This is a genomic window from Streptococcus henryi DSM 19005 (assembly GCF_000376985.1).
Classification (GTDB): domain Bacteria; phylum Bacillota; class Bacilli; order Lactobacillales; family Streptococcaceae; genus Streptococcus; species Streptococcus henryi.
Genome location: NZ_AQYA01000031.1, coordinates 23,790 through 39,404, shown reverse-complemented (window position 1 = coordinate 39,404; position 15,615 = coordinate 23,790). Strand labels below are relative to the sequence as shown.

10 protein-coding genes are annotated in these 15,615 nt (G+C 39.1%); 6 read left to right on the top strand and 4 right to left on the bottom strand.

The genetic code is table 11. The features are described 5' to 3' along the window. The first annotated feature begins 123 nt into the window (after positions 1–123). The 4 genes from F601_RS12365 (at position 124) to F601_RS0105285 (ending at position 6,673) form a co-directional block, all read left to right on the top strand. Entirely contained in the window at positions 124–2,577 is a 2,454-nt protein-coding gene (locus F601_RS12365) for a beta-glucosidase (protein WP_018164629.1), read from the top strand. Between the two features lie 9 nt (positions 2,578–2,586). After that, positions 2,587–4,101: an NAD-dependent epimerase/dehydratase family protein gene (locus F601_RS0105295; RefSeq protein ID WP_018164628.1), complete on the top strand. Its 1,515-nt coding sequence runs from the start codon at positions 2,587–2,589 to the stop codon at positions 4,099–4,101. Positions 4,102–4,105: 4 nt separating this feature from the next. Further along, a complete protein-coding gene (locus tag F601_RS0105290; RefSeq protein WP_018164627.1) occupies positions 4,106–5,113 on the top strand; it encodes an NAD-dependent epimerase/dehydratase family protein in 1,008 nt (335 codons plus the stop codon). Between the two features lie 273 nt (positions 5,114–5,386). Then, complete coding sequence (locus F601_RS0105285) at positions 5,387–6,673, top strand: glycosyl hydrolase 53 family protein (protein WP_162138186.1); 1,287 nt, start codon at positions 5,387–5,389, stop codon at positions 6,671–6,673. 77 nt (positions 6,674–6,750) lie between these two features. Here the strand turns inward: F601_RS0105285 and F601_RS0105280 are convergent, their stop codons facing one another. Together F601_RS0105280 and F601_RS12360 are read right to left on the bottom strand one after the other, a co-directional pair. After that, complete coding sequence (locus tag F601_RS0105280; RefSeq protein ID WP_018164625.1) at positions 6,751–7,953, bottom strand: helix-turn-helix domain-containing protein; 1,203 nt, start codon at positions 7,951–7,953, stop codon at positions 6,751–6,753. 132 nt (positions 7,954–8,085) lie between these two features. Next, complete coding sequence (locus F601_RS12360; protein ID WP_018164624.1) at positions 8,086–9,261, bottom strand: AraC family transcriptional regulator; 1,176 nt, start codon at positions 9,259–9,261, stop codon at positions 8,086–8,088. A 115-nt stretch (positions 9,262–9,376) separates the two neighbouring features. On the opposite strand from F601_RS12360, the gene F601_RS0105270 reads away from it, so the two are divergent. After that, positions 9,377–11,644 (top strand): glycoside hydrolase family 3 C-terminal domain-containing protein, encoded by a 2,268-nt coding sequence (locus tag F601_RS0105270; RefSeq protein WP_018164623.1) that lies wholly within the window; start codon positions 9,377–9,379, stop codon positions 11,642–11,644. Positions 11,645–11,985: 341 nt separating this feature from the next. Here the strand turns inward: F601_RS0105270 and F601_RS0105265 are convergent, their stop codons facing one another. Both F601_RS0105265 and F601_RS12665 read right to left on the bottom strand, forming a co-directional pair. Continuing rightward, a complete protein-coding gene (locus F601_RS0105265; protein WP_018164622.1) occupies positions 11,986–12,723 on the bottom strand; it encodes a nucleotidyl transferase AbiEii/AbiGii toxin family protein in 738 nt (245 codons plus the stop codon). Then, positions 12,692–13,405, bottom strand: a complete 714-nt coding sequence (locus F601_RS12665; RefSeq protein ID WP_018164621.1) for a DUF6088 family protein — start codon at positions 13,403–13,405, stop codon at positions 12,692–12,694. Before F601_RS12665 ends, F601_RS0105265 begins: the two co-directional genes overlap by 32 nt. A gap of 259 nt (positions 13,406–13,664) precedes the next feature. Here F601_RS12665 and F601_RS12350 point away from each other — a divergent pair, with 259 nt between their 5' ends. Beyond that, positions 13,665–15,584 carry a glycoside-pentoside-hexuronide (GPH):cation symporter gene (locus F601_RS12350; RefSeq protein WP_018164620.1) on the top strand — a complete coding sequence of 640 codons (1,920 nt, stop codon included), beginning with the start codon at positions 13,665–13,667 and terminating at the stop codon, positions 15,582–15,584. The last annotated feature ends 31 nt before the right edge of the window (positions 15,585–15,615 follow it).

Here is a 15,615-nt window from a genome sequence, read left to right as displayed (position 1 = left end):
AGTCCAATCGTCAAAAATTAGCTTAAATACAGTCACAAAATCAAAATATTGGCAACAATTTTATAATATATTTTTGTAAATGTACTCTAAAATAAGGATAAACGAGTCGATAAGGAGTTTGAGATGAAGAACTATAGCCTTTTACTTGAACAATTGACCACCCAAGAGAAGGTGGCACTGGTCTCAGGAACAGAATTTTGGAAGACTAATCCTATCCCACGATTAGGAATCCCTTCAATTAATTTAACTGATGGTCCTTGTGGGGTAAGGCGCCAGGAAGACAATGCAGACCACTTAGGATTAAACGAGAGTCAACCGGCTACCGCCTTTCCAACAGGATCGTGTACAGCTTCTTGTTGGAATCCTGAGCTATTTGAACAAATGGGTCAGGCCATGGCTGAGGAGGCAAAATTTTATGATGTTCAGGTGCTTCTTGGGCCAGCTGTCAATATAAAGAGAAATCCCAGATGTGGTCGAAATTTCGAGTATTTATCAGAAGACCCTCTCTTAAGTGGAAAATTAGGTGAAAGGTTTGTTGCTTCAATTGAGAAGGCTGGTGTCGCCACTTCACTCAAGCATTTTGCCGTCAACAATAACGAAAATTTCCGTTTTAATGGTGATTCACGCCTGGATCAACGTGCTCTTCGTGAAATTTACTTGAAGGCTTTTGAAAGGATTGTGAAAAAGGCTAAACCTTCTACAGTTATGAGTGCCTATAACAAGGTCAATGGTCTCTATTGTTCAGAGAACGGATACCTTCTAAATGACATTCTGAGAAAAGAGTGGGGTTATCAAGGACTTGTTGTTAGTGATTGGGGTGGTGTCAATCATCGGGTGAAGAGCCTTAAGGCTGGAATGGACTTGGAAATGCCTGGTGATGTTGAATTTTACCGTTTTCAATTGCTTGAAGCAATCCGTTCTGGCGAATTGTCAGAAATAGAGCTGAATCAGTCAGTTCTTAGAGTCTTAGAGTTGATTGACAAAACCGTTTCGACAGAAGAAGTGATAGAACCTGATTGGAAGAGGCATCATGACTTGGCCATTGAACTTGCTACTGAGGGGGCTGTCTTAATGAAGAATGATGGGATCTTACCTCTTTCAAAAGATAAGAAGTATCTCCTTGTTGGCGACTTCTTTGAAGACATGCGCTTCCAAGGTGGAGGATCTTCTTTAGTCAATCCCCGACAAATCACAAGTCCAAAAGAGGCTTTTGAAATGCGAGGACTTAATTATTCTTTTGCAAAAGGTTATGATCAAACTGGCCTAGCAGATTCAGAAGTCTTGTGGTCGGAGGTTGAGTCTAAATTAGCTGATGCAGAAATCATACTTTATTTTATGGGGCAAACGGACTTCACTGAGAGTGAGGGCTATGACCGTGATGATATTTCTTTACCAGAAAATCAGTTAGAGTTACTAGACAAACTTCTCTTAACTGGGAAGAAGGTTGTAACCATCCTATTTGGAGGGTCTCCTGTTGAACTGTCTAAAGTGAATCAAACTAACGCAATATTAAATATGTACCTACCTGGTCAAGGTGGGGGTGAAGCAGCAGCTAGACTCCTTTTCGGAGAAAAGAACCCATCTGGAAAACTGGCGGAGACCTGGGTTAGCAGTTATGATTCAGTGCCCTTTGGAAAAGATTATGTTACTGGTAAAGTCGAAAACTACCGTGAGTCTATTTTTGTTGGCTATCGCTATTACGACGGAGTTGATAGGAGTAAAGTTGCTTATTCATTTGGCCATGGCTTATCATACACTAGCTTTGATTATTCAGATTTCAAGGTAGATTATCTAGATGAGAAAATAATAGCGTCTGTAAAAATAAAAAATAGTGGTAAGTTTGCTGGTGCTGAGGTTGCACAGCTCTATGTCTCAAATCCAAAGTCAGATGTTTATAAGCCTGTTAAGGAACTTAGGGCATTTGAAAAAGTCTTTTTAGAAGTTGATGAAACTAAAGTAGTGACCTTTGAGTTTGACTTAAAGGACCTTGCTTATTACCACACACAACTAAAGGACTGGGTTGTTGAGAATGGTAAATACTTATTTCATATTGCCACTTCAAGCCAAAAAATCTTAGATACAAAAGAGATAAGAATTGAAGAACAGCCGGATATAAGAAGTCCTTATCAGCGAGATATTTTAGAAGGATATTATGACCTTGCCTTGATAGAAACCATATCTTTGGAAACTTTTGAAACTTTGCTAGAAAGTAGCGATTGTTCAGAACTGACCCAATCCGAAAAGTATTCTCTGGACAGTAAGTTAGATGAATTCAAGTCTCATTTCCTTGGTAAGTATTTTTACCGAGCGGTAGTTGGTGTTGGTCAGAAACAGTATCAAAATGCGCTTAAACTTCCTGATGGGCCTGAGCGGACCACGCGCTTAAAGAATGGGGTCTTCATTTCCAAAATGATGCCAAATAATAGCATCCGATCCATGAGTGCTGCCTCTGCGGGTCAATTCAAATACCAAATGGCGCAGGGAATCCTTGATCTCATGAATGGACATGTCATTAAAGCCATGTTCTACTTTTTCAAAAAATATAAGGTTCCAAATCTACCGAAAAATCAGAAATAGAGGAAAGATATGAAAGTATTAATGACGGGTGCCTCTGGTGCCATGGGGCAGTGCAGTTTAAAAGAAATTGTAAAGGGGAATATGAACTTTGAATTGGTCTTACCCATTTTAGACACGGAAAAAGACAAAAAGGCTGTCAAAAACTATTTGGATCATCCCAAAATCAAAATGGTCTATGGGGACTTAACCGACAAAGGCTTTGTTCAAACCATCGTTAAAGAGATTGATTTGATTGTTCACATTGCAGCATTTGTATCGCCTGCAGCAGATTACTATCCTGAAAAGGCCATGCAGGTCAATTATGGTTCCATGAAAAATCTGGTTGAAGCCATCTATCACTGGGGCCAGGAGAAAAGGACTAAACTAGTCAGCATTGGGACAGTTGCTGAGACCGGTGACCGCATGCCTGGAATTCATTGGGGGCGGGTTGGAGATCCCATAAAGCCTTCTATTTTTGACTACTATGCCGTTTCTAAGGTGGCTGCAGAACGTTACCTAATTGAATCCGGCCTGTCTTATTGGGCCAGCCTTCGTCAAACAGGAATTATGGGACCAGCCATGGCAAGTATAGATGACGCCATCATGTTCCATAACTGCTTGGACAATGTCTTAGAGTATGTTTCAGATAGGGATTCGGGCAGACTGGTCGCCCATCTTTGTCAGTATGTTGCAGATTCTAGTCTTCCCGACGACTTTTGGAACCATGTCTATAATATCGGTGGGGGCGAGTCCTGTCGGGTCAGTACCTATGAGATGTATCAAGTCATGTATGGCGGTATGGGCTTTACCAACTTAGACCATGTCATCAATCCTAAGCTCTACGCGACGCGAAATTTTCATGGCCAATATTATTTGGACTCAGATAAGTTAGAAAACTACCTCCATTTTCGCCAAGACAGCATCCAGTATTTTTATGATTGCTTAGACAAAAATGTTGAGCGTACCAAACCACTGATTCGCTTCATCAATAAATTGCCTGGTGGGCAAAAATTGATGGGTAGTATCATCCAAAGGCGTTTTAAAAAGGTGGCTAGAACTCAATTTGGTACCCTTCGCTTCATTGAAGATAAGCTGGACGATAAGGTTGAAGCCTATTGGGGTGGTTGGGAAAAATGGCAGAGCCTTCCGACCAAGCTAAGTCAGATGACTCATTTTACCAACTGGTCAGAAATTCAGCTATTGGATCATGGCTATGATGAATCAAAACCAAAAAATCAACTATCTCTTGATGATGTCAAAAGCGCAGCTAAATTCCGGGGTGGGGCTTGCCTCTCAGATAGGATGATTATGGGGGACTGGACTACAAAGCTCCGCTTCCAATGCGCCTTCAATCACCACTTCCAAGCCAGTCCTAAACTAGTACTAGAGGCGGGGCATTTCTGTCCCGAATGCGAAAGCAAATCATGGAATTATGGCCAGAGAGCCTTGAAGGAGCCCTTCTTTGCCCAAGTCTGGAACCCACTGCATGATAAGACAGAATTAAGAGAGTACCCAAAAATTGTTTCAGAAAAGAATGTGAGGTAGGCAAATGAGAGTATGTATTATTGGTGGAACAGGTCTTTTAGGGGCCCAAGCTGCTCAAGAATTAATAGACCGGGGCCATGAGGTGGTAGGGGTTGCCCTTCCTCCTTTACCTGAAGGGGCCATTCTTCCTTCGGAAATGGAAATTGTTTACGGCAATTATCTGGACATGTCTGATAGTGAACTTGAAACATTATTATCTGGGTGTCAGGGTCTAATCTTCGCAGCTGGTATTGACGAGAGAGTTGAAGGTCCGGCGCCAATTTACGACTTGTTCAAGAAGTATAACATTACGGCCTTGGAACGCTTGCTTAGGATAGGTAAGTCAGTAGGTGTCAAACATGCCGTTGTCTGCGGTTCCTATTTCGCCTACTTTGAAAAAGCCTGGCCTGAACTGGAACTAAGTAATTTCCATCCCTATATTCGCAGTCGCAGAGACCAGGAAATCATGGCCTTGTCTTTTGCGGATGAGAGTTTTGATGTCTCTATTATTGAACTGCCTTACATTTTTGGGACACAGCCTGGCAGAAAGCCAGTATGGTCTGTTTTTGTTAAGTCAATTCGTGATATGAAGCCATGGACCTTTTGGACAAAAGGCGGAACGACCATGGTTACCGTCAAACAGGTTGGACAAGCCTTGGCTGGTGCCTTGGAAAAGAATCGTGGAGGTAATGCCTACCCGCTTGGTTATTACAATATGGACTGGAAAGAATTGTTAGGCCATTTTCATGATGCCATCGGAACACCAAAGAAAAAGGTCATCTCTATTCCCAAATGGGCCTACGCTTTAGCTGGCAAACAGATTGTTAAGGCTCAGGAAAAAGCAGGGCATGAAGGTGGCTTGGAAATGGTCAAATTTGCTGACTTGCAGTGCAATAAGCTCTTTATTGACAAAACACAGGCTGCGGAGTATCTTGGTGTGACAGAAGATGACATTGTTGCTGCTATCCATGATTCAGTAAAACAATCTCTAGAATCCCTGGATAAAACCATGGTTGAAATGAGAGCGGAGTGAGCTGAGAATGCTTTTTAACAGCCTATTTGTATAAAATTAGTAAAGATTCAAGAATATTCAAGAAAGGAATTTCTAAGTGTAGCCCCACTGTTTTTCTGGATGTGATTCAATCGTTCAGGTATAGCTATTACAGACCAATTGAAACAAGTAACTATTTCAAAAAATAAGTAACGAAAATGAAATAATTATATTTTGAAATGCTGTATCATAGAAGCTTAACTTAAAGATTGGAGTAAACAGTTTAGAATGAGATTCTTGAAAAATACAAAAATAGTGCGTTTAGCATTAGTTGCATTGACATTTTTGGTATTGGTAATTGGAGGGAAGATCCTGATATCACAGTTTTATTATTCTGAAAAAGGCTACGAACCAGTTGAAACTGACGAACCATTTCGTTTAGCTTTATCAGTCAGTCCTTTTACAGAGAAAAGTTTCAAGGAAGGTTATACTTATGAATACGAAGGAAAAACCATCACTTCAACAGAAGAACTTGAACAATTGTATATAGATAAGGGTGCTACTGAGATGTATGTTAGGATTGCAACCAAACGCCATGTTAGCCAAGAAGATACTACGGATGGCGAGAAGGATAGCAATGCCAATGTTCATACCTTTGATCAAGCTATTGAATTGGCTAAAATCTCTGCAAAATTAGATATTCCTTTAAATCCAGAAGTAATGGTAGCTTATACATACATGGATATGGAAAAACAGCAGGCTCCAAGATTTCATGAATATCCAGAAATTTACGCTTTGCAAAAAGGTAAGGATTGGAGTGAATTAAGCTTAGATGAAATGAACCTAGTCTTAAAAGCTTATGGTAAATTTCTTGCCACTGAAATTCTAAAAACAGGAAGTAAAGTTAATAATTGGAATCTTGGAAATGAAGCAAATTTTGGTTTTGCAGGAGTGAGTTTAGGATTGAAAACCGCGGTCAATCCAAAATTGGAGAGCGTTCCGGATATGATGCGCTATCTTCTTCCTCTTTTTAATCCAGGATGGTTGGAGAAAAATATTTGGAAGTACAATGCAAGTCAGTTTCTTGCAGTTAAAACAGGCATTTTAGAAGCCTATGATGACCTTGGGGTAGATAGTAAAAATGTTAAATTTTCAACACATATTGCAACTGTTGTCATGACCCCTAAGGCTAGTGCCCGATATTTTACAGCCATGCAAAAATATGGCTATGACATGGATACAGCAGGAATTAGCTTCTATCCAAGCGCACCCTCTATGTACCTAGATCCAATGATTCTTTACAAAAAGACTGTCATGGCTATCAATAAACAGGCTAAACTTCCGGTATTTATTGGTGAATTTTCTTATCCTTCAGGGCAGATGTCTGGCGATTTTGCAGGTTGGAATAAGAAGGCAAAAGGCTATGAGGATAGCGAAGAGGGACAAGCGGCTATCTATCGAGATGTAACCGAGTGGGGGAAAAATCACGGTGTGAATGGTATCCGTTATTGGGCAGCAGACTATGAAAATTGGGGCAGTATGGGGCTTTTCAAGTTCGAAGAAAAATATGGAAGACCGAAAAAAGCTCTTTTGGATCAGTAGTTTTTAGTCAGTCCATGTAAACAAAAAAATGAGTTGCTAGAGTCAGATATTAGGATGACTTTACAACTCATTTTTTATTAAGAATAAGATTTTTCTTGATTTCTGTATTGAACGGGTGTCAGACCAGTGTGTTTTTTAAAAACCGTTTGAAAGTAAGATTGACTAGAAAAGGCAAGAAAATTACTAATCTCGCTGATTGATTTTTCACTAAAGCGCAATAGATCTTTAGCCTCAATAATTTTCCGAGTCAAAATATACTCACTAAGGTTGACAGACATCTCAGCTTTAAAAAGTCGTGACAGATAGGAACGGTTTTGATAAAGCTCTTGGGCAAGTTTAGCAACAGATAGAGGTTCATTGATATGAGTTGCTATATAATTGAGAGTGTTTTGGACTACTGGACTGACTTCCTTACTTGTTTTTAAAGCTGCAACCTGTTTTGTCAATTCATACATTGAAGTTCTTTGCCATTCCATCATTACTTGAAGTGTGTTCAGTTTTTCCATCTCTAAGATTGCTAAATCACTAAAGTGATAGGCGACTTGAGGTTCCAAGCCACCTCTAATTGCTGCTCTGGTTGCCAGTGTAATTGATGCAATAAAGAGATTTTTTATTTGTCTTAGATTGTCATCGGCAACAATACCCGTATCTACATTTATGGGATTATCTAATAACAACCTCAGTTTTGCTAAATTTCCTTCTTCAATATAGGTCAAATAACGCTGTTCAAATTCCCAAGAGGTGTGAAAATTTTGTTCCTCTGTCCGCTGATAAAATTCTTCAGTCTTTTTTTCTGCAAGGGAAATAGAAGTCGACTTGTCTATGATGTTGGTGATTTCAAGAGGAGCAATATGTTTATCTAAGATGGTTTGATGAAGGAGGCTAAAGATATTAAATAAGCGAATCTGTTGATAAATCGGTAAACCTAGTATTTCCTTGATTAGCCATTCTGAAGATGGCAATTTACATGTTTGAAGTAAAGATTTGGCGGTCGATTTAGATACAAGAGTTGAAGGAACCGGCCCTATTATTAATTTATAACCTTCAGCAGCGTTAAAAAAACAAGCAACAGTATAGAAGAGTTCATTAATATGATAGTGGACAGACTGGTTCATGTTTGCAAATGTCTTCTGATAAGGCAGGAGTAATTCTTGATAGTGCTTGACCTCGGGATAGAAAATAAAATCTTCAGAATCGCTAATTTTATAGAGCATGACTGGAATTTCAAAGGACTGATAGATTTGTGGTAACAAGTTGGAAATATCTTCAAAATTAAGCATAATACCTCCTTTTGATTGCTAATTGAGGAGAAGTTGGACTGAGTGAGTTAGTTAAAAATGCTGTGATAGGTCTCATGCATGTTTAGGACAAAACTAGGTTAAATAGCCTAAGTCTTTTGATAAATATCTGCTCTATTTCCCCTTTCTGTACTGCAGCGGTGTGATGCTATAGTGTTTTTTGAAGAGGTTTTGGAAGTAGGATTGGCTGGAGAAGCAAAGATAGTTACTAATCTCGCTGATGCTGTAATCAGAGTACTTGAGCAATTCTTTGGCCTCTTCCAGTTTGGTGTGGGTGACGTATTCAGTGATGGTCATGCCCACTTCGTTTTTGAATTTTTTCTTTAAGTAGGAGTAGCTATAGCCACAGTTTTCTGCTACATCTTCCACTTGAATGCTTTGGTTGGTCTGATTGTGAATGAACTGGATTGCATCAAAGACTTCCTTGCTCATTTGGGTGTTCAATTTCTGTCTAGCCACTCTACTTGTGAAATCAAGATACATGGTTTGGCTGAGGTCCAAAATCTTATTGATGTCACCCAGGCGTTCGCATTCTTGAATGTAAATGTTACTCAAACTGTAAGCTTGTTCGATGTCTAGCCCACCAGCAACCGCAGCGCGTGTGACTAAAGTGACAGCAGTAATGAAAATATTTTTTTGCTGACGAAGGGTATTTTCTGCTACCTTCCCAGCGCTAATATTGCCAGCTTCATTAAGAATCTCCATAATTCTCTTGGTATTGCCAGTCTCAACAGCCTTAAGCAGACTTTGTTCAAAATGATAGGTATTGTGGATACGTTTTTCCTCTTTCCTCTCTGTCAATTGCTGAGCTAATTGACGATTGAAGTCTGTCCTGTGTTTGTTTTTGGGAGTTATAATTTGTGTTAAATCCATGAGCTCATTGTTCAAATAGAGATTGAGAAAATTGAGCATGTGGAGACACTGATTGAGAGAGTAAACAGGTGTATTTTCTAAAAGATTGTGCAGAGTTTCTTCATAATCTTTTGGAATGTCAAATTCTTGCATAAAGGCTTCCACGTGATTAGAGACAAAACTTGTGCTGAAGATTGGGCCAATGACTAAATAGTCTGAGCTATTTTTGATTTCAATAATACCAAAGAAAGCAAAGGATTTGGTGATGTAGTAATCTGTCTTCTTGTTAAAGTGAATATTTTGCGTGTAGCTAGAAAAGACAGGTAGATCCATAGTGTGCTTAGGAAAAGAATAATTAACTTGAGCAGGTACCGTCATTTTGGTGATGGGAATATAGGTAGCTAAGTAGAAGGTTTGGCAAAATTTTTCTAAATTCATGACAGTTTCCTTTTTAAATAAAATCTAATTTTACAAGAAAAAATCTCTTTTTACAATAAAACGCTTTCAATAAATTGTATTATAAATGTAAGAAAAAAACAAGTGAGGTTTTTCAATGACTAGTAAAGAAATCAAAGAATTGATTAGTAAAATGACTTTAGAAGAAAAGGCTTCTCTCTGTTCGGGGAAAGATGTCTGGCGTACAAAAGCAATTGAACGATTGGGAATTCCATCAGTAATGGTATCAGATGGTCCGCATGGGCTGCGCAAACAAAGTGAGGGTGGGGACCATCTTGGCATGCTTGATAGTATTGAGGCAGTTTGCTTCCCAGCAGGCTGTGCCATTGCTTCAAGCTTTAGCCGTGAAGTAGCTCAACTATTAGGTGAGACACTTGGAAATGAATGTCAAGCTGAAAATATTAGTACCATCCTTGGTCCAGCAATGAATATCAAGCGTTCTCCTCTTTGCGGTCGAAATTTTGAGTACCTTTCTGAGGATCCTTTGGTCTCAACAGAGATGGCCGCAGCTTACGTCAATGCCGTTCAATCAAAAAATGTAGGAACAAGTCCTAAGCATTTCTTAGCTAATAACCAAGAGTACCGTCGTATGACTAGCGATTCCATTGTTGATGAGCGCACCCTACGTGAAATCTATCTTGCATCTTTTGAAGGAATGGTAAAAAATTCCAAGCCATGGACTATCATGAACAGCTACAATAAGTTAAATGGCACTTACCTTTGTGAAAATGAAGCCATGCTTACTGGTGTCCTTCGTGATGACTGGGGCTTTGACGGTTTCGTAGTAACCGACTGGGGAGCAATGAATGACCGTGTTAAGTCACTTCAAGCCGGTTGTGAATTGGAAATGCCAGGTGGCAACACGACTAATGATTTGGAAATTGTGGATGCAGTCAAAGCAGGTCATTTAGATGAAGCTGTCTTGGACCAAGCAGTTGAGCGCCTCCTAAACATTGTCTATCGCTTTGAAGATAATCGTGATAAGGAAGCGACTTACACTTTAGACCAAGATCATGAAGTAGCCCGTCAATTGGCTGAAGAGTCTATTGTCCTTTTGAAAAATGAGGCTTCACTTTTACCATTAAAGACTAGCCAAAAAGTTGCCTATATCGGTAAATATGCAGACAAACCACGTTTCCAAGGTGGTGGTAGCTCACATATTAACAGCCATAAGGTTGAGTCAGCTCTTTCAGTCGCTGGAGAAAATGTTAGCTATGCTCCTGGCTTTGATGATTCTACAGAAGACGTGAACCAAGACTTACATGCTCAAGCTGTTAAGCTTGCTGCTGAATCAGATGTGGCGGTTCTCTTTGTGGGGTTACCTGATAGCTTTGAATCAGAAGGTTATGATCGCAAACACTTACAAATGCCAGCTAATCAAGTTGCCTTAATCGAAGCAGTAGCAGCTGTTCAAGAAAATCTTGTTGTCGTTCTTCATAATGGCTCAGCTATTGAAATGCCATGGATTGATAAGGTTAAATCGGTGCTTGAAGTTTACCTTGGCGGTCAAGCAGTCGGCGGAGCAACAGCAAATGTTCTTTACGGAAAAGTAAATCCTAGCGGCCGTTTAGCTGAAACTTTCCCACTTCGTCTCCAAGACACACCAGCCTATCTAACCTTTGGTGGTGAAAAAAATCAGTCAATTTATTCAGAAGGAGTCTTTGTTGGCTATCGTTACTATAATTCGAAAGAGATGTCCGTTATTTTCCCATTTGGACATGGACTTTCTTACACATCTTTTGCCTACAGTAATATGACCATTGATAAAGAAAAACTATCTGATGCAGAGACTCTTAAAGTTTCAGTTGATGTCACTAATACTGGTAGTCTTGCTGGTAAAGAAGTGGTTCAACTTTATGTGTCACCAGAAAATAGTAAATTGATCCGTCCTGTCAAGGAACTGCGTGCCTTCGACAAAGTCTCACTTGAGCCAGGCGAGACTAAGACTGTGACCTTCGAGCTTGACAAACGGGCCTTTGCTTACTGGGAAACAACTATCCATGACTGGTATGTCGAGGATTTAGATTACGAGATTGGTTTTGGACGTTCAGCTGTGGATACTATTGTTAATGCTAAGGTTCATGTAAGCCCAGCTCTGCCATTGCCAAAAGTCTTTACACTTAACTCCACCATGGGGGAAATCATGGCAGATCCAAAAGGTAAAGCTATTCTTGAGCAAAGCATGGGGGCTATGATGGGAAATTCAGAAGCTGCTAAGGTAGCTGAAGCAGGTCCAGACGACATGATGAATGCTGAAATGTTCGCAGCCATGATGGAAGGAATGCCTTTGCGTCAGCTGCTCAGCTTTGTACCGGGTGTCGAAAAGGCTAGTTTGCAGCAACTTATCGATGCTTTGAATAGCTAAAGTCCTATGAGGCTGGAAGCAAGTAGAAAATCAAGAGAATAATAAAACACCATGAGTAAGGTCAAACTGACAATAATGCTCATGGTGTTTTTGCTATAGGTTGCTATCAAATTGTAATTGAATCCCTGACTGTTGACCAAGAGAAAAACGATTAGAAGATTTTTGGGGACTAGTCATTTTCTACTTTTTCAAGAGCTTTATTAATGTGTTCAAAGACAAGAATGGCTTCTTCAAATTTTGAGGTTTTTCTGTGTACAGTAAATCCTTATGAAGATTTTGATAGGCGCTTCTTATTTCTTTGTCTTCAAAGAGATGCCTCCAATCTTCAAAGGAATAAGGATTCATATGTAATAGTGATCTGTATGTTTTGTTAGGGTGAGAAGATTTTTAAGGTCATGATGGGACTCCATGAATAGTTGGATTTCTGTGGTATGAAAGAGTTGGACGACATCATATATATGACGGACCTTACGTTTCAAATCATTATTAAAAGCATGACGTTTAACGGCTAAAACTTTATCTAAAAATGTTCTTGTAATATCTAAAACACTAAGATTTACAGATTCTAGCTCAAAGGTTGAAATAAGATCAACATACCCATTTTCTTCTAAAAACTCTTGAAAGTAAGTTTTTAGAGTCATTTTTTGACTTGGCTCAGGACGGATGGTACTACCAATTTCTAGTTTGATACGATTTTCTTTGCCAATTTCTTTTAACCATACAAATGAGCTCTTTGAAATCCTGCTACGTTCGTCAGCAATTTTTTTATGAGGCAAATCTGCCCATATAACTTTTTCGATTTCTTTTAGCATTCTATCTTTTTGTTTGTTACTCAGAACAGTATCTAAAAAAGTTAAATCAATATCTTCAGAGAATCGTTGGATAGTCCCAGGATAACATTTGCTTAATGAGGTTCCACCTTTGAAAATACAGGAATCAGCAAGATGGCTTTTAGATAAGTTTTGGAGCATAAGGACGATTAAATAATCTCGCTTTACTGCTTCAATGGGTATTTGTCGCCACTGACTTACGATTTGTGAAAGATCTTCAAATGTGTTTATATCCAAATGTAGTTTCATAATACCTTACCTGCGGTTCTTTATATTTGGATAATCTTGATAGGTATTTTTGTAGGGTATTTGGGACCTGATAGGCATCTAAAATCAACTTAAGAAAATAGAGTGTGGACTTTTTATATTTCATTTCCTGCAAAACAGTTTCTAAAACAAGATTATCATAATATTTATTCGCAAATTCTTTACAAAAAATAATAAATTTTTCTTCATTTAAATCTTGTATTGTATCCACATGGGACAGCACCTCAAGCATGGATATTATCTGTTTAACAGATTCTGTAAATTTAAGATGACATTCTTTTATGGATATATTTTGTATGGTGGATTTTCCGTGTGAACTATTGGTAAGGACCTTATAATTTTTTGAAATTTGGGTTGTTAACTCTAATTGGTTATAAAGATGGTAACCGATTAGCATCCCCTTCTCATGGTCAATAAATAGACTGATAATTTCGTCATCTGTTGGACCTATCGGACCGAAATGAGATACCTTTGGCCGGACGTAAACACCTTTACTAATACGCATTAGAGATTTTTTAGTTACTAGTCTTTCTAATACTTTGTAAAAATTTTCTTCTGAATAGTCTTCGCCACTAGTTAGTTTTAGAAATAGCTCACTTGCGAAAATAACTTTGTTTTCTGAAATATTTGAAATTGCAGTTCTAATTCTTTTGGATTGATTCATTATTTCACCTCTGTTTAGGAATAGTATGGCAAATCCAAGAAAAAGTTCAAGTTTTTTTGTGTTTTACTCGACACCTGCTTATTTTTCTAAAAAATGAAAAGAATTAGTAGCAATAATTGGTAGATTATCACATCTTTTCTTGAGTTTAATAATAAGTCAAGAAGATGACCTAAAATTATAAAAAAAAGACCAATACTACAATAAAACGCTTACAATATCATGTAAAATAAACTTAAGAAAAAACTAAAAGGAGCTTCTCATGGCTAGAAAACCTAAAAAAGATAAGAATGCTATCCGTTATGACCGTGACGGCATTCAAAAAGTAATGCGTGTTCGTGACTATTTTGCGGATTCGCTTGGACAGTTCTCGCTTAATGTGATTTCTGGACTTGTTGGACAATTGACCTATTTCTACACCGATAAGGTAGGTTTGGCTGCAGGTGCCATTGCTACCATCTTCATGGTCAATAAAATCTTTGATGCTTTCACCGATGTTTTCATGGGGAACATTATTGATAATACCAAACCTGGTAAGGAAAAGTATCGTCCATGGTTGCTTAAGGCTGGTGTTCCAGCTGGTCTAATGCTCATTGCCATGTTTACAGTGCCTAAAGGAACAGACGTTTTCCAATTAGGTTACGTTATGGCAACCAATCTGCTTTTGACAGCAATCCTCTATACAGCTATAGCAGTTCCTTATGTCTCTCTTCAAATTGTGCGGACACATAGTCAGGAAGAGCGTTCTTACATCGGAACTTGGCGTGCGGCTGCAGGTTATGTATCAGGGATGTTTATCTCTATCTTGGTTATCCCTGTGACAAATCTCTTGGGTGGTAATCAGGCAGCCTGGGTAAAATTGGGAACAATCTTTGGCGCTCTCATTGTTGTCTTTATGCTCGTTTGTTATGCTTTTGCTAAAGAATCAGCAGTTGATCGTAAAAATAAAGTTGAGACTGCAGAGGTGGTTGCTGAAGAAGAGCAAATGACCATGCGTGATGCCCTTTCAAAACTCGTCAAAAACAAATACTGGGTTCTTTTATTGATTGTAAACTTTGCTGCCAATGTTTCTTACGGTTTGACTGGAACTTCAGGTGCCTACTATGCTAAATGGATTTATGGCAATGATAACCTTGTTGCGGTTATGGGTGGTTTGGGACTGATTCCAACCTTCCTAGGATTTGCTCTTCTAACACCACTTGTTAAGAAATTTGGTCCTACAAAACTCTTGAAGAATATGGCTTTGATTACAACTATTGTGACAGCAGTCAGAATTATCAATCCAGATCACTTCATCTTTAATACTGCTATTGGTTTGGTAACAACCTTTACTGGTATTCCAGTTATGGCTCTTACAGGTGTTCTCATGGGAATGGTTGTTGACTATAACGACTACAAGTTTGGTTCAAAAATGGTTGGACGTTCTTCTAGTGCACAAAGTTTTGCTAATAAAATTGGTACTGGTATCGGAGCATCAATGGTCGGTTGGACATTAGCTCTTGCAAGCTATGATGGAACTGCTACTGTTGCAACAGAACCTGTTCGTCAAGCCATCTTTACTTTCTCAATTTATATTCCGCTTCTCTTGAACTTGGCTGTCTTCCTAGCCCTTCGCAAATTTGACTTAGAAGGTCGTATGGTTGAAATTTATGCAGCCATTGCAGAGCGTCGTGCTGGGGGCGAGGCAAAAGAAGCTGCGCTAGCCATCGAAAAAGCAGAAGTTGTGAAAGGCGAAGTCCTTCTTGCTCCTGTTGCTGGTCAAACCTTCTCATTGCAAGAAGTGAATGACCCAGCCTTCTCAAATGGTGCAATCGGTCAAGGTATTGCCATCAAACCAAGTGAGGGTGTGCTCTATGCCCCTGCTGCTGGTCAGGTTAGCCTAGCCTTTGCCACAGGTCATGCCGTTAATATTGTGAAACCAAATGGTGCCGAAATCTTTGTTCACGTCGGTATTGATACCGTGACAATGAATGGTGATGGTTTCGATCTTAAGGTCTCACAAGGAGACAGAGTCAAAGCAGGCGACATTATTGGTACTTTCGACAAGGCTAAAATTGCTGACGCTGGTCTAAGCGATACAACAGTCCTTCTTGTAACTAATACTAAAGACTATACTGAGATTAAACCTATAGCTGCTGACACAGTTGCTAAGGCAGATAAGGTCTTGGAACTTAAAGCCTAAATGCAGACAAGGGTTGGAAAGGAGGCTTTTC

Coding starts and splice junctions, on each gene's coding strand:
- F601_RS12365 (WP_018164629.1), top strand. CDS start 124: ATGAAGAACTATAGCCTTTTACTTGAACAATTGACCACCCAAGAGAAG.
- F601_RS0105295 (WP_018164628.1), top strand. CDS start 2,587: ATGAAAGTATTAATGACGGGTGCCTCTGGTGCCATGGGGCAGTGCAGT.
- F601_RS0105290 (WP_018164627.1), top strand. CDS start 4,106: ATGAGAGTATGTATTATTGGTGGAACAGGTCTTTTAGGGGCCCAAGCT.
- F601_RS0105280 (WP_018164625.1), bottom strand. CDS start 7,953: ATGCTTAATTTTGAAGATATTTCCAACTTGTTACCACAAATCTATCAG.
- F601_RS12360 (WP_018164624.1), bottom strand. CDS start 9,261: ATGAATTTAGAAAAATTTTGCCAAACCTTCTACTTAGCTACCTATATT.
- F601_RS0105270 (WP_018164623.1), top strand. CDS start 9,377: ATGACTAGTAAAGAAATCAAAGAATTGATTAGTAAAATGACTTTAGAA.
- F601_RS0105265 (WP_018164622.1), bottom strand. CDS start 12,723: ATGAAACTACATTTGGATATAAACACATTTGAAGATCTTTCACAAATC.
- F601_RS12665 (WP_018164621.1), bottom strand. CDS start 13,405: ATGAATCAATCCAAAAGAATTAGAACTGCAATTTCAAATATTTCAGAA.
- F601_RS12350 (WP_018164620.1), top strand. CDS start 13,665: ATGGCTAGAAAACCTAAAAAAGATAAGAATGCTATCCGTTATGACCGT.